Source organism: Pseudonocardia adelaidensis (genome assembly GCF_039543345.1).
GTDB lineage: Bacteria > Actinomycetota > Actinomycetes > Mycobacteriales > Pseudonocardiaceae > Pseudonocardia > Pseudonocardia adelaidensis.
In genome coordinates this window covers 1-17,140 of sequence record NZ_BAABJO010000064.1, presented here as the reverse complement: position 1 = coordinate 17,140, position 17,140 = coordinate 1, and the positions used below count along the sequence as shown (strand labels likewise).

Here is a 17,140-nt window from a genome sequence, read left to right as displayed (position 1 = left end):
GGCGCTCACGACCGACCGGGGACAACGGGGCGTTACGGTGGAGCACGAGGGCCTCCTTGCTCGGTGCAGATGTCGCAATCCACACCGGACCTGGAGGCCCTCCCTCACATCAAGATCATCCCGGTCGGGTCGTTCCTAACCTCTGTGGTCAGTACAGCTAGCCAGGAGAGGCTAGCGACCGAGATTCAAGCACTCAGCTGATATTCCAACCTTGTTAGTCCGTCTGAGTCAGCGCTGAACGATCGGCGAGAGCGTCGGGCCCACGTTGGGAAGGAAACACGACCACAACCACCACTGCCGCCACTCATCGACCGGCGATCGAGCGGCGACACGGTCCGTGGTCCGCATCTCGCTCGGAGATGGGCTCCTGGGCGATCTCAGCGAGCAGACGCGCCGGCCGTCCGCTCGGCGCCGAGGCACCGCAGGCCGGGTGAGGCTCAGGCGGCGGCGAAGTGGTCTCGCAGCGCCGCGATCCCGCCTGCGTAGACGCCGTCCGCGAAGAAGTCGGTGAGGCGCTTCTCGTCGGCCGCGTCGGCGTCGAACTCCGACCACCACTCGACGAACGCCTCCCCACCCGCCGTCACGGGCGCGACCCGCAACGTGCAGACGTAGCGCCGGGCCCCGAACGGGTTCTCGACGAACTCGTAGGTGTAGCGCCGCTCGGCGTCGTTCAGCTCGAGGAGGCGTTCGACCACGATGCCGCCGTCGCCGAGGGTGAGCCTGCGGACGGCCCCGACCTCCGCGCCGGAGCCACCCTCCGTCAGCTCGCTCGCGGTGATCGCCGGGAGCCAGCTCGGCAGCCCGTTGAAGTCACGGATGTGCGACCAGACGGTGTCGGCGGACGCGGGTACGACACCACTGGCGTAGGCGCGGGGCATGGGGGCTCCTATCGGTTGAGACGGGTCTTGAACGCGCGGGTCTGTTCGGTGAGGGCCTTCTCGGTGGGCAGCCGTTCCATGGAGGAGGCGCCGTAGAAGCCGTGGCACAGCGTCGTGTGCTCCAGCACGTGCGCCGCGTCGTCGGGCATCGCGATCGGCCCGCCGTGGCAGAGCACGAGGACGTCGTCGCGGACCTCGCGCGCTGCGGCGGCCCACTCGTCGATCAGGCCGACGCAGTCGTCGAGGGTCTTGGCGGTCTCCGCGCCGATCGAGCCGCCGGTGGTCAGGCCCATGTGGCAGACGATGATGTCGGCGCCGGCGCGGGTCATGGCGCGCGCGTCGTCGGCGGAGAAGACGTACGGCGTGGTGAGCAGCTCGGCCTCGCGGGCGGCGGCGACGAGGTCGACCTCCAGCCCGTAGCCCATGCCGGTCTCCTCCAGGTTGGCCCGGAACACACCGTCGATCAGACCGACGGTCGGGAAGTTCTGGATGCCGGCGAAGCCCAGGTCGGCCAGCTCGCGCAGGAACCGGTCGGTGAGCATGAACGGGTCGGTGCCGTTGACACCCGCCAGCACCGGGGTGTGGTCGACGACGGGCAGCACCTCGGCGGCCATCTCCACCACGATCTCGTTGGCGTTGCCGTACGCGAGCAGGCCCGCGAGCGAGCCCCGACCGGCCATCCGGTAGCGGCCGGAGTTGTAGATGACGATGAGGTCGATGCCCCCGGCCTCCTCGCACTTCGCCGAGAGGCCGGTGCCGGCGCCGCCGCCGATGATCGGCTCGCCGCGCCGGGCCATGTCCTGGAACCGCTCGACGAGCTGGGCACGCGCGAACTTCACCTCAGCACTCCTCCCGTCACCGACCGCCACGCGGCGACCAGCGCGTCGGCGAACTCGGGGTCGTTGACGTTGTACGGCAGGCGTTCGACCCGCCGCCGGTCGGTCTGGTGCACCTCGGCCTCCAGCGTGGCGAACAGCGCTTCGTCGGCCTCCGGGTCCCAGAACGCCTGCCCGGGGGCGTCGAGTGCGGAGACGCCGCCGGTGGGCAGCAGGAACCGCACCGGGCCCTCGCACGCGTTGAGGCCACGTGCGATGAACCGCGCGATCGCAATGTTCTCGTCCGGGGTCGTGCGCATGAGCGTGACCTGCGGGTTGTGCTCGTAGAGCGTGCGGCCGGCGAACTGCGCCGGCACCGTGGACCGCGCCCCGAAGTTGACCATGTCGAGCGCGCCGCACGACCCGACGTACGGCACGCCGGTGCGGGCGATCGCGCCGAGCCGGTCCTCGGTGGCCGGGAATACCCCGCCGACCAGCAGGTCGCACACCTCGGTGGTGGTGATGTCCAGCACCGAGCCGACGAGGCCGTCGTCGACCAGCTTCTCCATCGCCCGCCCGCCGGTGCCGGTGGCGTGGAAGACGAGCGGGTCGACGGCGTCGCCGAGCAGCTCGGTGACGGCCGTGACGCACGGGGTGGTGACCCCGAACATCGTGAGGCCCACCGCGGGCCGGTCGTCGGCGGCGGGGACGTCGTGCATGACGATCCCGGCGAGCGCGTGGGCGGCGTTGCCGATCACGCGGCGGGAGATGCGGTTCAGGCCCGCGACGTCGGTGACCGAGTACCACATCGCGATGTCGGACGCGTCGACGTAGGGCGCGACGTTCCCGGACGCCACCGTCGACATCATGATCTTCCCGACGCCGACCGGCAGCGCGCGCATCGCCGGCGTGACCAGCGCGGTGCCGCCGGAGCCGCCGAGGCCGAGCACCCCGCCGACGTCGGAGCGGCTCAGCAGGAACCGCTCCAGCGCCGCGGCCATCGCCGCGACCGCGCTGCCGCGGTCGCCCGTGAACACGGCACCCGCGCCGTCGGGATGGTGCCCCGCCACCTCGTCCGCCCCGATATCCGCGGGCCCGCCCCGCGCCTGCGTCGACACGTCGACGGTGACGACCTCCGCGCCGGCGGCGCGCAGGCGTTCGGCGGCGTAGCCCAGCTCCGCGCCCTTGGTGTCGAAGGTGCCGATGACGTAGGCGAGGGCCATGATTCTTTCTTAGTGCACCCCCGCCCCGCGGGCGAGGCTCAGATCTCGACTTCACCCCTCACGCACGTGACCGCGTCGCCGCCGACCCACACCGTGCCGTCGGCGTCCTGGTCGACGTGCACCCGCCCCGCCCGGCCCACTGCCGTGCCCTGGGAGGCGACGTAGGGAGCCCGGAGCCGGCCGGTGCGCAGCAGCCAGAGCCCGAGGCCGGCGTTGAGGCTGCCCGTGACGGGGTCCTCGAAGCTGGTGCGACCCGCCGGGAAGAACGCCCTGACCTCGACGGCCTCCGGAGTGCCCTCCGGGTACGGGCCGACGATCCCGAGCTTGAGCTCCTCGGCGTTCGGGGCGACGGCGAGCACCGCCTTCGCGTCCTCGAGGAGGACACCCACCCAGCCGGGGCCGTTGTCGATCCACCTGGCGTCGCGGATCCCGGCCCGCTCGATGCCCAGGATGCGCGCGATGCGGGCCTGCAACTCCTCGTCCACCGGCTCGTCGCGGATCAGCGGCGGGGCGGCGAACGCGAGCCGGTCGCCGGTGCGGCGGAGCGTGATCAGCCCCGCCTCGCACTCCTGTACGACCGTGTCCCCCGTGTGCCGGGGGTTGCGGGCCAGCCAGGCGTGACAGGTACCGATCGTCGGGTGCCCGGCGAACGGGAGCTCCTCCGCCGTGGTGAAGATGCGGACGCGGTAGTCGGCGGCCGGGCTGGTGGGCGGGAGGACGAACGTCGTCTCCGACAGGTTCGTCCAGTTCGCGATGCGCTGCATCTGCTCGGTCGTGAGGCCGTCGCCGTCGAGGACGACCGCGACCGGGTTGCCCCGGTACGGCACGGCGGAGAAGACGTCGACCTGGGCGAACGGGCGGCTTGTCATGACTGCAGCATCATCGGGAGCTGGAGGGGCCGCCATGGCCAATCCCCGACGCGTGGCCCGGGCGGGTCAGCTCGGCGATGCGGTGCGCGGCGTCGGGGTAGCGGGCGGTGAGCGCGGCGCGGTCGCCGAGCTCGAACCCGGCCCACTCGAAAGGTGGGGCCGTGGTCGTGCCGACCAGCGCCCACTCCCCCGCCGGGCTGGAGCCCTGCCAGGTGCCGGCGGGCACCACGACCTGCGGCCGCTGACCGGCCGCCAGGTCCGGGCCGAGCACCGGCTCGGAGACCTGCCCGTCGCCGCCGAGCAGCAGCAACCGCAGCGGCGAGCCCGCGTACCAGTGGTAGGTCTCGGTGGCCGTGAGCCGGTGCACCGCCGAGAAGTCGGGCGCGAGCAGGAGGTAGTAGATCGCCGACGAGTGAGCGTCGAGGTGCGTCCGCCGGAACAGGCCGCCCTCGCCGGGCAGCGGTTCGAGCCCGAGCAGCTCCGCCACCCGCTCGCCCCCGCTCACCACGCCGGCACCACCGCCATCCCGCCGTCCACGACCAGATCGTGCCCGGTGATGAAGCGGGCCATCGGCGAGGCGAGGAACACGCACGCGTCGGCGACGTCCCCGGGCTCGCCCACGCGGTGCAGGGGCGCGGCGCGCTCCCACCGTTCGACGCCGTCCGGCCAGTCCTCGCGCAACCCCGCCCGGGCGACGAGACCCGGCGAGACCGAGTTGACCCGCACGCCGTCGCGGCCGAGCTCCAGGGCGGCGGCGCGGGCCAGCATGACCGTTGCGGCTTTCGACGCCGCGTAGTGCGCGTGGCCGCGGGCGGGCCTGCTGCCCTCGACGGACGCCACCAGCGTGATCGAGCCGCCGCGGCCGCGCAGTGCGGTCGCGGCGGCCTGCAGGGTCGCGAACGCGCTCGTCGCGTTGCCGTCGAGGACCTCCCGCCAGCTCTCCACGGGCATCCCCGCCAGCTCCGCGACGGGCTGCACGCCGGCCGCCGCGACCACGGCGTCCAGCCGACCGAACCGGTCGACGGCGAGCTCGACGAGCGCCGTGACGGCCGCCGGGTCCGTGACGTCGGCCCGGGCGGCGACCGCCCGCCCGCCGGCTCCGACGATCCCGTCGACCACGGCCTGCGCCCGCCCCGCGCCGGTGTGGTGGTGCACCACGACCGCGGCACCCGCCTCGGCGAACCGTCGCGCGATGCCCGACCCGATATTCCCGCTCCCGCCGGTCACGAGGACGACGGTGCCGCCGAGGTCGGGCAGGGACGGGTCGCGGCCGAGACGCACGGGAGCGAGTCTGCCGGATGTCGGGTTCGGTTCAGGGCGGCGGCGCCAGCTCGGCGTCGAGGCTGTCGCCCACCTGCACCAGGTTGTCGATGTGGTGGGCGAGCCACACCATGAACTGGGTCTCGGCCGACCGGATGTCCATGCCGAGCACGCGCGAGACCCGGTCGAGCTTGTACAGCGTGGTGTTGCGGTGCAGGCCGAGCCGCCGGGCCGCCGCGTTGAGGTTGCCGGACTCGGCGATGTAGGCGAGCACGACGCTCTCCAGGTTGCGGGCGTTCCCGTCGACCTTGCGCAGCGGTTCGAGCACCTCGTGGGCGAAGGTCCGGCCGTTCTCGCTGTCGGCGAGGTCCGAGAGCGCGACGAAGATGCGCAGCTCGTCGTAGCCCGCGACCGGCGGCACGTCCACCCTGCGGCCGAGCGCCAGCGCCGTGCGCGCCTCCCGGTAGCTGCGGGCGACGCCGCGGGCGCCGGTGCCGACCCGGCCGAACGCCACGCGGACGGCGGTGCCGGTGCGGTCGCCGATGAGCTTGCGCAGGTGTCCCGCGAACGCGCGCACCCGCTCCTGCTCGTCGAGCGCATCGGGGGTCGGGCCGCCCCGGACGACCGGCCGCACGACGACCAGGTTGCCCCCGATGTACGTGGCCAGCGTCGGGCCACCGGGCAGCAGGTCGATCTTCTCGGCGGCGCGGGCCACGGCGGTGGAGCGGCGGCGGGTGCGCTCGTCGTCGAGGTCGGGCGGGTTCATCGCCGCGACGCAGACGGCGTACCGGCCGTCCGGGTGGAACCCGTGGTGGCGAGCCCGCGCGAGCAGCTGCTGACCGTCCTCGAACCGGCCGTGGACGAGGCCGACGACGAAGTCGCCCCTGGTCCGTTCCTCGGCCTCGGTCATCGAGCGGATCCGCAGCATCTCCGAGCCGATGAGCACCGCTCCCTCGGCGGCGACGATCCGGCGCTGGGCGTGGTCGTGCGGGTCGCCGCCTGCGGGTTCGAGCACGGCGGCCAGGCCGCTGATCTCGCCGCCGTACATCACGGGCGCGATGATCGGTGTGCAGGTGAGCGGCCCGTCCTCGATGGGATCGACGACGGTCACCCCGGCCCCCGCCGTGCCGTCGGCGGCGAGGCGTTCCAGGTGCTGCACGAGCACGGCGCCGATCACGGCCGGGTCGGGCTTCGGGATCGCGGAGGTCGCCTCGTGAGCGAGCACGACACCGTCCAGGTCGATCACCATCACGGGCGCCTCGCTCATCCGGGCCATCCCGTAGGCCAGGGGCGGGATGCCGGCGCCGCGGGCGAGGATCTCGCCGAGGGACCGATGCACGCGGTCGCTGTACTGCAGCACGTGCGTGGCCTGGGCGAGGACCTTCGTGGCCACGAGCTGGCTGACCGTCCGGTAGTCGGCCGTCGGCGGCAGCAGCGCGAGCGGGAGCCCGGCGTCGTCGGCGGCGCGCCGCGCCTCGGGGTAGGCGAACGGCAGCTCGGTCGGGGTGGCCACGTCGCGGGGGTCGGTCTGGACGAGCACCGCGACCCCGCCGCGGGCGGCCACGGTGCTGATCGTGGCGGGGCCGTCGGGGCCGCGCAGATCGGCGGCGTGCGCGTGGACGACGATCCCCGCGTGCGGCGGACCGGGACGGTCCCCATTCCCGCCGGCACCGGCGGGAGCGCCGAGCTCGGAGAGCGGCAGGCACCACTGCACCCGCCGGTGCACACCCCCGAGCCCGGCCACCAGCGTGTTCCGCAGGAGGGGCTCGGCGAGCAACGCGCCCACGTCGATGCTGTCGTCGCTCGGCCGGTCCTGACGTGCCGGGGGACCCTGTGCCATGTGCCCACATCCCGCTGCGTCGAGGGTGCAGTTCGTCCAGTGCCAGCCATGGTGACCCGGCCGCAGAATCACGGCTAGACGGCAATCTCCACAATCGCTCGGAGGTTCTTCGTGCACTCCGCACCAACGGTCACCGCGTCCCCGGGCGAGTCGGTCGATCCTGCGTCGCCCGCGGACGTGGTCTTCCGGTACGTGGAGGCGACACCGGCCGACGCGCGGGCCGCGGTGACCACCGCCGCCACGGCCGCGGTGGGATGGGCCGCCACGCCCCCACTGGGCCGGGCGACCGCCCTGACCGCGATCGCCGACCTGATCGACCGGCGGGCGGACGACGTGGCCGCCCTGATCACGCGCGAGGAGGGCAAGCCGCTCGCGGCCGCCCGCGGTGAGGCCGGGAAGTCCGCCGAGCAGTTCCGGCTGGCGGCCCAGCTGGCCTACCTGGTGGAGGGGACGACGTACCCCCAGGAGGCGGGCTCGACGTTCGCGTACACGCTGCGCTGCCCGCTGGGCGTGGTCGTTGCGATCACCCCGTGGAACTTCCCGCTGTCGCTGGCCGCTCGGAAGATCGCGCCCGCGCTGGCGGCGGGCAACGCGGTGGTGTTCAAGCCCTCGCCGGTGACCCCCGGGGTGGGCTCCTGGCTCGCCGAGGTGGCGGCGGAGGCCGGCGTGCCGGACGGGGTGCTGCAGCTCCTGCAGGGGCAGGACCCGGAGGCCATGACGGCCCTGGTTTCCGCGCCGGAGGTGGCGGCGATCAGCTTCACCGGTTCCGACGGCGTCGGCGCCTTCCTGCGCCGGCACGCGGGCGGCCGCGCGCGCTTGCAGCTGGAGCTCGGCGGGCACAACGCCGCCGTCGTCTGCGCCGACGCCGACCTCGACTCCGCGGCGACGAAGGTGGCCGGCGGTGCGTTCGACCTGACCGGTCAGGCGTGCACGTCGACCGACCGCGTGCTCGTGGCCGAGTCGGTGGCGGCGGAGTTCACGGAGCTGCTCGCGGCCAGGGTCCGCGGTCTGCGAGTGGGGCACGGGGACCGGGCGGGCGTCACCACCGGCCCGGTGGCGACGCGGGCCCAGTTCGAGCGGCTGACGCGGCTGAAGGAGTCGGCGGTCGCGGCGGGTGCCCGGGTCGTGGCCGAGGCGGGGCTCGACGACGAGCACGACGGCGCGGGTTGGTGGGTCCGGCCCACCCTCTTCGCGGACGTGCCGACCGGGCACCCGCTGGTCGACGGCGAGGTCTTCGGGCCGTACCTGTCGGTGCTGCCGATCGGCTCGGTCGACGAGGCGCTGCAGGTGGTCGGCTCCTCCGCCCACGGTCTCGTCACCGCGATCCACACCCGCGACCTCGCCGTGGCACACCGGTTCGCGCAGCAGGCGGCCTGCGGCATCGTGAAGATCAACGACCGGACGACGGGCAACGGGATCGCGCCGCCGTTCGGTGGCTGGAAGGCCTCCAGCGGGGGCGCGTTCCCCGAGGGCGGGCGCCAGGCGCTCGACTTCGTGACCGACACCAAGACCGTCTACCTGAACTACGGAGAGCGCTGATGCAGTCGATCCACCGCCTGACCCTCGAGGACGCACTGGTGCTGCTGCGCGCCGCCGAGGCGGAGGCCACCCGGATCGGAGTGGTGCAGACGATCTGCATCGTCGACGACGGCGCCCACGTCATCGCGCTGCACCGGATGACGGGCGCACGCCTCACCGGCGTGGAGATCGCGATCGCCAAGGCGTTCACCGCGGCCGGGCACCAGCGCGCGACCCACCTGTTCAACGAGCCGCCCGGTGGACCCGCGCTCCCGGGCAACGAGGCCTTCGGCATCCAGCACATGCACCCCGGCCGGTTCGCGGTGTTCGTCGGCGGGTTCCCGGTCGTCTACCAGGGCCAGGTCGTCGGCGCCGTCGGCGTGAGCGGGGGCAACGGCGAGCAGGACAAGGCCGTCGGGGCGGCGGCGCTGGCCGCGTTCGAGGAGCAGGTGGCCGGGGCGGTCACCGCGTAGCGGGGTTGCGCCCGGCGAACGAGACGAGCAGCGCCAGCAGCGCAACCGCACCGCAGATCGCCGCGACCGTGGCGCAGCGGGCGGTGCTGTCGGCGGCATCCGCGATCACGACGGCGACCACGGCGCCGCCCAGCGCGGCGCCCACGAACCGCAGCATGTTGAACAGCCCGAGCCCGGCGCCGATCGCGGTGCGGGCAGCACCGGCCGTGGCGGGGGTCTGCGTGAACGCGATCCCCACGCCGGTGGCGGTGACCGCCGCGACGAGCGGCACCCCGACCGGGTGACCGCCCAGGAGCAGGACCGCGAGGGCCAGCTCGGCCAGCGCGAGCGCGAACAGTCCGAGGCGCAGGGCCAGGCGCGGGCTCCACCGCTCGGTGGCCAGCCCGGCGACCGGTGCCAGCAGCGTCATCGCGAGCGGCAGCGCGACCACGACGAGCCCGGCGGCCGCGCTCGACGCCTCGCCCCGGGCCACGAGGTAGAGCGGCACCGTCACCAGCGTGGCGGTGAGGCAGAACATCTGGCACAGCGCCGCCACCGAGGACCGCATGAACCGGGGCTGCACCAGCAGTGCCAGCGGGATGAAGGGGTCGGCCTGCCGCCGCTCCACCAGCACGAACGCGAGCAGCGCCAGCAACCCGAGGCCGCCACCGCCCCACACGAACGGTGAGCCCGCGCCCAGCGGTGACACCGCGGAGGCCACCACGAGCAGCAGTCCGACCCCGACTGTCAGCGTCAGCGCCCCGCGCCACTCCAGCCGTACCGGTCGGGCCGGGCTGCGGGGCACCCAGCGCAGGCCACCGGCGAACGCGAACAGCGCGAACGGGATGATCGAGACGAACACCGCGCGCCAGCCGAGCGTGTCGGCGAGCAGCCCGCCGACCGTCGGGCCGGCGGCCTGCCCCGCCCCGTTCGCGGCCGCCCACCACGACACGGCCCGGCCGCGGCGCGCCGGACCCGCGGCGCTCGTCAGCAGCGCGAGCACGTTCGGGAGCACCAGCGCCCCGCCGATCCCCTGCACGGCCCGGAACGCGACGAGCACGGCGAGGTTCGGGGCGAACACGGCACCGGCCGCCCCGATCGTCACGCCCGCCATCGCGACCAGGAACAGCCTGCGCCGGCCGTACCGGTCGCCCAGCCAGCCACCGAGCGGCAGCATGAGCGCGCACGTCGTGTTGAACGCGATGACGACGAGCGCGCCGCTGCGCAGGGGCGCGTCCAGGTCGGCCACGATCGTCGCGAGCGGGACGTTGACGAGCGTGTTCGCGATCGTGCTCGCGAACGTCCCGACGACGAGCGGGGTCGCGACGAGCCCGAGGCGCACCTGCGGTTCACGGACCGGGGAGGGGGAGCGCACACCTGCACGATGCTGTCGGCGGCCGGGCGGCGACAGGGGCACATCGCCCAACCCGGGCCCGTCGATCAGTGCACCGTGCCCCTATGACAAGGTGCACAATCCGAGGCGCGGGTGATGTGCAGTGTTCTCCTAGCTCGCCCGTCGCGCGGTCATGGACTGTGGCGCCCGACACTTCGGACGCCGCGACGACGCGGCGGGAAGGAGGCCGCGGTGGCTCTCACTGCCGCGCACTGGGTCTATCTGGCAGCTGTCCTCCTGATCATCGGGGCCACCGTGGCCCGCAAGAACGTGGTCGTCCCCGCTCTCCTGGCCACGCTCGTCACGGCGTGGGTGTTGACCGGGAGCCCCATCACGGCCGTCCAGGCGATCTTCAACGCCAGCCTGACCGCGGCGTCGGAGCTGTTCAACATCTTCCTGATCATCGCGCTGGTGACCGCGCTGCTGGGCACGCTGCGCGCGATGAAGGCCGACCAGCGCATGGTCACACCGTTCCAGCGCGTGATGCGCGGCGGTTGGTCGTCCTACGCCGTGCTCGCCGTGGTCACCTACGTCATCAGCCTGTTCTTCTGGCCCACCCCCGCGGTGCCGCTGATCGGCGCGATCCTCGTGCCCGCGGCCATCCGAGCGGGCCTGCCGGCGATGGGCGCGGCGATGGTCATCGCCATCGCGGGCCAGGGCATGGCGCTGTCGAGCGACTACGTGATCCAGGTCGCTCCCGGGCTCTCGGCCACCGCCGCCGGGGCGGAGACCTCGGCCGTCGCGGACATCGCGCTGGTGCTCTCCCTGATCACCGGCGGCGTCGCCCTGGTGCTCACCGGCGTGGTGCTGCGCCGGCACATGCGGGCGCCGGCCGAGACGAACCTGGACGAGTGGGAAGGCCGGGTCGCCGCGGCCGCGCAGCCGGTGGAGAGCACCAGCCGGATCGCGGCCGCCATCGCGACGCGGCTCGGGTTCGCGAAGGCGCGCGCCCGCGATGTCGCCGAACCCCTCACCGTGGTCGAGGAGCGGGTGCCCGTTGCGGCCGGGGTGGCGACCCACGCCGGTGGTGGCGCCGCCCCGCCCCCGGCGGAGCCCGGCCGGACCGCCGGGACGTTCCCGCCGGCCGCCGGCGCGGAGGGCCCCGATGAGGAGGACGCCCCGCGCGTCGTGCGGCTGTCGAAGATCTTCGCCGTCGGCGTCCCCGTCGTCTTCGCGGTCATGATCGCCTACATGGCGCTCGGCAAGTTCACGACGCTGGTTCCGGAGGTCCAGGGCGGAAGCGCCGCCGCGCTGGTCGGTGGCGTCGCCGCCGTACTGGTGATCGTCGCCGTCGTCGCGCTCGACGGCCCGTCGGCCGCGCTCACGACCTGCGGGGAGCACCTCGTCGACGGGTTGGTGTTCGCGTTCCGGGCGATGGGCGTGGTGCTCCCGATCGCCGGGTTCTTCTTCCTCGGCAACGCCGAGTACGCGGGGACGATCCTCGGCCTGGAGGAGGGCCAGAGCGCGCCCGGTCTCCTCGTCGACCTCGTGACGGCGGGCGAGCGGTTCATCCCCGGCAACCCGGTGGTCATGTGCTTCGGCGTGCTGCTGGTCGGCATGGCGGCCGGGCTGGAGGGCTCCGGGTTCTCCGGCCTTCCGCTCACCGGTTCGCTGTCGGGTGCGCTCGGGCCCACGGTCGGCATGGACCCGGCGACGCTCGCCGCCGTCGGCCAGATGGGCTCGGTGTGGGCGGGCGGTGGTGTGCTCGTCGCGTGGTCGTCCCTGCTGGTGGTCGCCGGGGTCACGCGGGTGCCGGTCATCGACCTCGCACGCAAGTGCTTCGTGCCCGTCGTCGCGGGGCTCGTCGTGTCCACGCTCTTCGCCGCGCTGGCGTTCTGACCTGCGAATCCTCAGTTGCAGCACCCTGCACCGACCCGGTGCAGGGTGCTGCAACATTCCGGGGACTTCTGTGCACGATGACCGGATTCCGGGGCGCGATCCGTACCTACCGTTCCTGTCATCAGCCGGTTCCCCACTCACCTGGAGACGCCCGATGACCCTCACCGCCGACAGCTCCGCCGCCACCACGCAGCTGCTCTCCCGCGACGACTTCCGCGCCGCGCTCCAGAACGCCATCAAGGGCCGGGAGGCGAAGGACGCCTCCTTCAGCAAGGCGTGGGCCGACGGGGTCCTGACGCGCGAGCACTTCGCCCGCTGGGCCGAGAACCACTACCACTACGTCGGCCCCTTCGCCGACTACCTCGGCTACATCTACGGCAACACCCCGGACCGCTTCACCGACGCGAAGGACTTCACCCTCCAGAACATGTACGAGGAGGAGCTGGCCGACATCCGCCACACCGACCTGCTCATCCGGTTCGGCGAGGCGTGCGGCACGACCAGGGAGCGCATCGAGGACCCGAACAACATGAACGCGGTGACCCGGGGCCTGCAGTCGTGGTGCTACGCGGTGGCGATGCGCGAGCACTTCGTCGTGGCCACCGCCGCCCTGGTCGTCGGGCTGGAGTCCCAGGTGCCGAGCATCTACAAGAAGCAGATCGTGCCGCTGCGGGAGGCCTACGGCTTCACCGAGGACGAGATCGAGTTCTTCGACCTGCACATCACCTCCGACGAGGTCCACGGCGAGCGCGGCTACCAGATCGTGCTCGACCACGCCAACACCCCTGAGCTGCAGCAGCGCTGCCTCGACTTCGTGCGGTGGGGCGCGGAGATGCGCTTCTCCTACACGCGCGCCCTCTACGACACCTACGTCGCGCCCACCGCGGCCGGCTCCTGAGCCGTGATGACCCCGGACGCGGCGACCGTCGAATGGGTCGCGGTGGCTCCCCTGGCGGAGCTGCGACGCCGGAAGCGCAAGCAGGTCGAGGTCGCCGGGCGGGTCATCGCGCTGTTCCTGGTCGGGGACCGCGTGTTCGCGCTCGACGACACCTGCGTCCACAAGGGCCGCTCGCTCTCCCGCGGCACCGTCTGGAAGGACAAGGTCGTCTGCCCGGGGCACCAGTGGACGTTCGACCCGGCGACCGGCCGCGCCGACGACCAGGACGCCTGCCAGCCCGTGCACGATGTGCTCGTGGTGGACGGGATCGTCCACGTCCACCCCAGGTCCGACCAGGCAGAGGAGCGAACGTGACCCCGACCCCCGCCACCGTCGTCGCGGTGGGCGCAGGCCAGGCGAGCGTCTCGGCCGTGCGGATGCTGCGCCGCCGCGGTTTCGGCGGCCGGCTGGTCGTGCTCGGCGAGGAGCGGCACATCCCGTACCAGCGGCCGCCGCTGTCGAAGGAGTACCTGCGCGGCGACGCCGACGCCGAGGACGTCACCATCCTCGACCCGGAGTGGTGCCGCACCAACGACGTCGAGCTGCTGCTGGGCACGCGGGCCGAGCGGGTCTCCGTCGACGGCGCAGGCCACCGCGTGCACCTCACCGGTGGAGCGGACCTCGTCGCGGACGCGGTGCTCGTCGCCACCGGTGTGCGCGCCCGGAGGCTGCCGGGCGTCGACGGCGACCGGGTCGTGCACCTGCGCGACCTCGACGACGCCGCCCGGCTCCGCACGCTCCTGCCCGGCGCCGGCCGGATCGCGGTGATCGGGGCCGGGCTGATCGGCTCCGAGGTCGCGGCGTCGGCGCGGGAGCTCGGCGTCGAGGTCACCTGCCTGGAGACGGCGGCCCTGCCGCTGCTGGGGCAGCTCGGCCCCGAGATGGCACGGACCTACGCCGAGCTGCACCGGGAGAACGGTGTCGACCTCCGGTTCGGCCGGCAGGTCGCCGCGGTGGCCGCGACCCCGTCCGGGGTCGTCGTGCGCACCGCGGACGGCGACGCCGTCGAGGCCGGCCTGCTCGTCGTCGCGGTCGGCGCCGTTCCCAACGACGAGCTCGCGCGCGCGTCGGGGCTGCAGCTCGACCCCGTGGCGGGTGGGGTTCTCGTCGACCCCGAGTGCCGCACGGCCGTCGCCGGCGTGTTCGCGGCCGGGGACATCGCGAGCCGCTTCGACCCGGTCGCGGGCCGGCACGTCCGCGTCGAGCACTCCGACAACGCGAGCCGCCAGGGCGCGGTCGTGGCCCGGGCGCTGCTGGGGCTGCCGCAGCTCGCCGAGGAGCCGGCGTGGTTCTGGTCGGACCAGTACGAGCTCGGGCTGCAGTTCGTCGGCCGCCCGCGGCCCGACTCCACCGTGGTCGTGCGGGGTTGCGTCGACGACCGCGACTTCACCGCCTTCTACCTGCACGACGGCCGCGTGCACGCCGCGTTCGCCGTGGATCGCGGCGGCGACGTCGCGGCCGCCCGGGAGCTGATCTCCCGCGGCACGCCCGTGACGGAGGCAGCGCTGGCCGACGAGGACACCGACCTGCTCGACCTGCTCGACACCGTCGACGCCTGACCGGGAGAACCCGTGGAGTTCCACAACATCGCACGTTCCGGCCAGGTCCCGGAGGGCGTCGTCCGCCGGGTGTTCGTCGGGGAGGTGGAGATCGCGCTGGCACGCCGCGACGGCACCGTCCACGCGACGTCGAACTACTGCAGCCACCTGGACTGCCTGCTCTCGAGCGGCAAGGTCACCGAGGACGGCCTGCTCTGCTCGTGCCACGGCAGCGTCTTCGACTTCGCGACCGGCGAGCCGCTCAGCCCGCCCGCGACGCGCCCGATCACGGTCTTCCCGGTCCGGGAGGACGACGGGCAGATCTGGGTCGGGGTCGACGAAGAGCTGGCGAAGTCGGCGATGCGCAGGAGGGCGGCTCGATCCCGGCGGACGCCGCCGGCCACCTCCGCCCGGTGAGGCAGGAGCGCCCTAGGCTAGTGCCCCCCGCCATCGGTCAGGTGCACCAGAGGCAGCTCGGCCAGCTCCGCCGGCGCCAGTGCGGCCGCCTCGCCGAGCACCGCTTGCTGCCGCTCCTGCATCCGCGCGTCCACCCGGGCCGCGAGGAGGTAGGCGAGCCGCCCGAGCATCCGCACGGAGGACTCCTCGACCAGCGGGCGCGGGCTGGAGACGACCGCGATCCCGGTGGGGGTGCCGTCGTTCGCCTGCGCCGCCCCGATCGTGAACGCCTCCCGCGGGTTGACGTGGCGGGACGCGAGGTGGTCGCGCAGCTTCAGCAGCACCTCGTGCAGCCGCCGGAACTCGCCCTCGTGCTCGCCCTCGACGGCGTCGAGGTCGGCGGCGGTGAGCAGGGCGGCGCGCGGCGAGAAGCACCGGACGTAGGCGAGCAGGGCGCCCGTCCACAGCGCTTCCACCAGCACCGCGTCGGGTCCGCCGCGCCGGCCCACCTGGGCGACGAGGTGCTCGCAGCAGCGCAGCGCGTACTGCAGGTCGTCGAGCACCGCGGCGAGCCCGGCGAGCTCGCGCGCGCCCGCCGTGTCGAGCCGGCGCACCGACGTCGGTGGGGCTGCGGGCGCGCTCATGGTCGCTCCTCCTCGACGTCGGGGAACATCCGGGCCCGGATCTCGGCGAGGTGGGCCTGCACCGCCGGGGCGGCCGGGCCCTCGTCGTCGCGTCCCGGCTCGATGCCGAGCGCACGCAGCAGGGCCGCCGCCGGGATCCCCGGGTCGCCGGTCTCGCCGAGCACCGGGTGCAGTCCGGCCGCCGCGAGGTGGTCGAAGACCACGTTCACCACCGTCCACGGGTTGTAGGTCTCGGGGCTCATGGCGGTCCGTCCCGCCGCGGGATGGGCCGGCCCCACAGGTCGCGCTCGGGCCACCCGAGCAGCGCGTCGATGCGGGCGAGCAGCCGCGCGGAGACCGCGTGCTGCAGTGCGTCGGCCTCCGCCGGGACGTCGGCGGGCGCCAGGTCGAGCACCCGCACCAGCAGCAACTCGACGAGCGCGTACCGGCGCGCGTGGTCCTGCGCCAGCACGGACGCCTCGATCGTGGTCACGACGAGGCCACCTCCTGTGGATAGCGAGTGGCGAGCAGGTCGCGGCAGGTGTGGCCGTTGGCCTCGATCCCGACCCGGGTGAGCCGGGCCCGCCGCAGGTGCAGCGGCACCTGGGCGGCCGGGACGGGGGCGCCGTCCGGGTGCAGCAGCAGGGGTGCGTCGGGCCCGTGGGGCAGCCCGACCTCGGCCCGGCGCTGCCGCAGCCGGTCCAGGTCCGGCGACGGCGGCAGGTCCCCGAGCCGGGTTGCGGCCAGCTGCTCGGGGGTGTGGCCGGCGTCGACCAGCGGCCGGGCGATCCGGTCCTGGCCGGCCAGCGCGGCCTTGCGCAGGAACACCGCGCGCAGCTCGTCCAGCTCCGCGGCCGCCTCGCCGGGGAACGCGCCGACGAACCCGGCCCGGGCCGCGACGCCCTCGTTGATCGTGGCGGCGACGAAGTGGTCGTCCAGGGCGATGTCCACCCGCACGACACCCGGCACGGCGGCGACCGCGTCGTGGGCGTCGGCCACCATCAGCCAGGCGAAGTTGGGTGCGCAGAAGAACGTGGGCAGGCGCAGCCGCACGGTCGCGACCCCGTCGCCGGACACGGTGCACGCCGACACGAACCGCAGATCCGTGATCGGTTCGTCCAGCTCGGGATCGCGCACCGTGCCCAGCGCCGCCCACACCGCGGCGGCGAGACCGATCACGGGGTGCCGGCCGCCGCGGCGTCGGTGAGCAGCTGCTCCCCCGGCTGGTCCTGCGCCCCGGCAGAGGTCTCCAGCCGGCATTCCGGGGGGACCGGGATGTCGTAGAGCTTGGCCGCGTTCAACCCGAGGATCTTCTTCTTCGACGCGGTGGTGAGCCGCGGGTAGTCGGTGAACGCGTCGTCGTCGGGCATCTGCCAGTCGACGAAGCCCTCGACCTGCCACTTGGGCACCCAGATGTTGTAGTCACCGCCGTAGGTCATCTTGTCCTCGCCGACCCAGAACAGCAGCTCGCCCATCACCTTGGCGAAGAACTTCGGGCGGGCGTGCATCAGGCCGCCGATCACGACCGACAGGCCGGCGTAGACGTTGGGCTCCTGCAC

Annotated in this window: 20 protein-coding genes; 7 read left to right on the top strand and 13 right to left on the bottom strand. The window is 73.7% G+C overall.

Annotated elements, in window-relative coordinates; translation table 11 throughout:
- Positions 1–437 precede the first annotated feature (437 nt).
- From ABEA81_RS41800 to ABEA81_RS41770, 7 genes are read right to left on the bottom strand one after another with little or no spacing between them, the layout of a single operon-like run.
- Entirely contained in the window at positions 438–878 is a 441-nt protein-coding gene (locus ABEA81_RS41800) for an SRPBCC family protein (protein ID WP_345613529.1), read from the bottom strand.
- An 8-nt stretch (positions 879–886) separates the two neighbouring features.
- Entirely contained in the window at positions 887–1,717 is an 831-nt protein-coding gene (locus ABEA81_RS41795) for a phosphoenolpyruvate hydrolase family protein (protein WP_345613527.1), read from the bottom strand.
- Positions 1,714–2,916, bottom strand: a complete 1,203-nt coding sequence (locus tag ABEA81_RS41790) for a Tm-1-like ATP-binding domain-containing protein (protein WP_345613525.1) — start codon at positions 2,914–2,916, stop codon at positions 1,714–1,716. Before ABEA81_RS41790 ends, ABEA81_RS41795 begins: the two co-directional genes overlap by 4 nt.
- A 38-nt stretch (positions 2,917–2,954) precedes the next feature.
- Complete coding sequence (locus tag ABEA81_RS41785) at positions 2,955–3,785, bottom strand: PhzF family phenazine biosynthesis protein (RefSeq protein WP_345613523.1); 831 nt, start codon at positions 3,783–3,785, stop codon at positions 2,955–2,957.
- Positions 3,786–3,795: 10 nt separating this feature from the next.
- Complete coding sequence (locus ABEA81_RS41780) at positions 3,796–4,293, bottom strand: cupin domain-containing protein (RefSeq protein ID WP_345613521.1); 498 nt, start codon at positions 4,291–4,293, stop codon at positions 3,796–3,798.
- Positions 4,287–5,066, bottom strand: coding sequence for an SDR family NAD(P)-dependent oxidoreductase (locus ABEA81_RS41775; protein ID WP_345613519.1), 780 nt, complete (start codon positions 5,064–5,066; stop codon positions 4,287–4,289). The genes ABEA81_RS41780 and ABEA81_RS41775 overlap by 7 nt, the downstream gene beginning before the upstream one ends.
- A 31-nt stretch (positions 5,067–5,097) precedes the next feature.
- Positions 5,098–6,885, bottom strand: coding sequence for a PucR family transcriptional regulator (locus ABEA81_RS41770; RefSeq protein WP_345613517.1), 1,788 nt, complete (start codon positions 6,883–6,885; stop codon positions 5,098–5,100).
- 111 nt (positions 6,886–6,996) lie between these two features.
- Between ABEA81_RS41770 and ABEA81_RS41765 the strand changes: the two genes are divergently transcribed.
- Both ABEA81_RS41765 and ABEA81_RS41760 read left to right on the top strand, forming a co-directional pair.
- The gene (locus tag ABEA81_RS41765) at positions 6,997–8,424 is read left to right on the top strand and encodes an aldehyde dehydrogenase family protein (RefSeq protein ID WP_345613515.1); all 1,428 of its coding nucleotides are present in this window, start codon (positions 6,997–6,999) and stop codon (positions 8,422–8,424) included.
- Positions 8,424–8,876: a GlcG/HbpS family heme-binding protein gene (locus tag ABEA81_RS41760; RefSeq protein ID WP_345613513.1), complete on the top strand. Its 453-nt coding sequence runs from the start codon at positions 8,424–8,426 to the stop codon at positions 8,874–8,876. The genes ABEA81_RS41765 and ABEA81_RS41760 overlap by 1 nt, the downstream gene beginning before the upstream one ends.
- Here the strand turns inward: ABEA81_RS41760 and ABEA81_RS41755 are convergent.
- On the bottom strand, positions 8,866–10,230 hold the full coding sequence (locus ABEA81_RS41755) for an MFS transporter (protein WP_345613511.1): 1,365 nt from the start codon (positions 10,228–10,230) through the stop codon (positions 8,866–8,868). The genes ABEA81_RS41760 and ABEA81_RS41755 overlap by 11 nt on opposite strands.
- 210 nt (positions 10,231–10,440) lie before the next feature.
- Here ABEA81_RS41755 and ABEA81_RS41750 point away from each other — a divergent pair, with 210 nt between their 5' ends.
- From ABEA81_RS41750 to ABEA81_RS41730, 5 genes are all read left to right on the top strand, one after another.
- On the top strand, positions 10,441–12,087 hold the full coding sequence (locus ABEA81_RS41750; protein WP_345613510.1) for a hypothetical protein: 1,647 nt from the start codon (positions 10,441–10,443) through the stop codon (positions 12,085–12,087).
- Positions 12,088–12,241: 154 nt separating this feature from the next.
- Positions 12,242–12,985, top strand: coding sequence for a TenA family transcriptional regulator (locus ABEA81_RS41745; protein WP_345613509.1), 744 nt, complete (start codon positions 12,242–12,244; stop codon positions 12,983–12,985).
- Positions 12,986–12,991: 6 nt separating this feature from the next.
- Positions 12,992–13,339 carry a Rieske (2Fe-2S) protein gene (locus ABEA81_RS41740; RefSeq protein ID WP_345613507.1) on the top strand — a complete coding sequence of 116 codons (348 nt, stop codon included), beginning with the start codon at positions 12,992–12,994 and terminating at the stop codon, positions 13,337–13,339.
- On the top strand, positions 13,336–14,583 hold the full coding sequence (locus ABEA81_RS41735) for an NAD(P)/FAD-dependent oxidoreductase (protein WP_345613505.1): 1,248 nt from the start codon (positions 13,336–13,338) through the stop codon (positions 14,581–14,583). The genes ABEA81_RS41740 and ABEA81_RS41735 overlap by 4 nt, the downstream gene beginning before the upstream one ends.
- Before the next feature lie 12 nt (positions 14,584–14,595).
- A complete protein-coding gene (locus tag ABEA81_RS41730; RefSeq protein WP_345613503.1) occupies positions 14,596–14,979 on the top strand; it encodes a Rieske (2Fe-2S) protein in 384 nt (127 codons plus the stop codon).
- A 17-nt stretch (positions 14,980–14,996) separates the two neighbouring features.
- On the opposite strand, the gene ABEA81_RS41725 is transcribed toward ABEA81_RS41730, so the two are convergent.
- The 5 genes from ABEA81_RS41725 to ABEA81_RS41705 all read right to left on the bottom strand — a co-directional run.
- On the bottom strand, positions 14,997–15,602 hold the full coding sequence (locus ABEA81_RS41725; protein ID WP_345613501.1) for a hypothetical protein: 606 nt from the start codon (positions 15,600–15,602) through the stop codon (positions 14,997–14,999).
- Positions 15,599–15,844, bottom strand: coding sequence for a hypothetical protein (locus tag ABEA81_RS41720; protein WP_345613499.1), 246 nt, complete (start codon positions 15,842–15,844; stop codon positions 15,599–15,601). Before ABEA81_RS41720 ends, ABEA81_RS41725 begins: the two co-directional genes overlap by 4 nt.
- Positions 15,841–16,074: an iron dependent repressor, metal binding and dimerization domain protein gene (locus ABEA81_RS41715; RefSeq protein ID WP_345613497.1), complete on the bottom strand. Its 234-nt coding sequence runs from the start codon at positions 16,072–16,074 to the stop codon at positions 15,841–15,843. The genes ABEA81_RS41720 and ABEA81_RS41715 overlap by 4 nt, the downstream gene beginning before the upstream one ends.
- The gene (locus tag ABEA81_RS41710; protein ID WP_425570883.1) at positions 16,071–16,760 is read right to left on the bottom strand and encodes an iron-sulfur cluster assembly protein; all 690 of its coding nucleotides are present in this window, start codon (positions 16,758–16,760) and stop codon (positions 16,071–16,073) included. Before ABEA81_RS41710 ends, ABEA81_RS41715 begins: the two co-directional genes overlap by 4 nt.
- The coding region (locus ABEA81_RS41705; protein ID WP_345613495.1) for an amidohydrolase family protein at positions 16,757–17,140 on the bottom strand (384 nt) is incomplete at its 5' end. The genes ABEA81_RS41710 and ABEA81_RS41705, both read right to left, overlap by 4 nt.

Coding starts and splice junctions, on each gene's coding strand:
- ABEA81_RS41720 (WP_345613499.1), bottom strand. CDS start 15,844: ATGAGCCCCGAGACCTACAACCCGTGGACGGTGGTGAACGTGGTCTTC.
- ABEA81_RS41740 (WP_345613507.1), top strand. CDS start 12,992: ATGACCCCGGACGCGGCGACCGTCGAATGGGTCGCGGTGGCTCCCCTG.
- ABEA81_RS41760 (WP_345613513.1), top strand. CDS start 8,424: ATGCAGTCGATCCACCGCCTGACCCTCGAGGACGCACTGGTGCTGCTG.
- ABEA81_RS41785 (WP_345613523.1), bottom strand. CDS start 3,785: ATGACAAGCCGCCCGTTCGCCCAGGTCGACGTCTTCTCCGCCGTGCCG.
- ABEA81_RS41745 (WP_345613509.1), top strand. CDS start 12,242: ATGACCCTCACCGCCGACAGCTCCGCCGCCACCACGCAGCTGCTCTCC.
- ABEA81_RS41725 (WP_345613501.1), bottom strand. CDS start 15,602: ATGAGCGCGCCCGCAGCCCCACCGACGTCGGTGCGCCGGCTCGACACG.
- ABEA81_RS41790 (WP_345613525.1), bottom strand. CDS start 2,916: ATGGCCCTCGCCTACGTCATCGGCACCTTCGACACCAAGGGCGCGGAG.
- ABEA81_RS41770 (WP_345613517.1), bottom strand. CDS start 6,885: ATGGCACAGGGTCCCCCGGCACGTCAGGACCGGCCGAGCGACGACAGC.
- ABEA81_RS41800 (WP_345613529.1), bottom strand. CDS start 878: ATGCCCCGCGCCTACGCCAGTGGTGTCGTACCCGCGTCCGCCGACACC.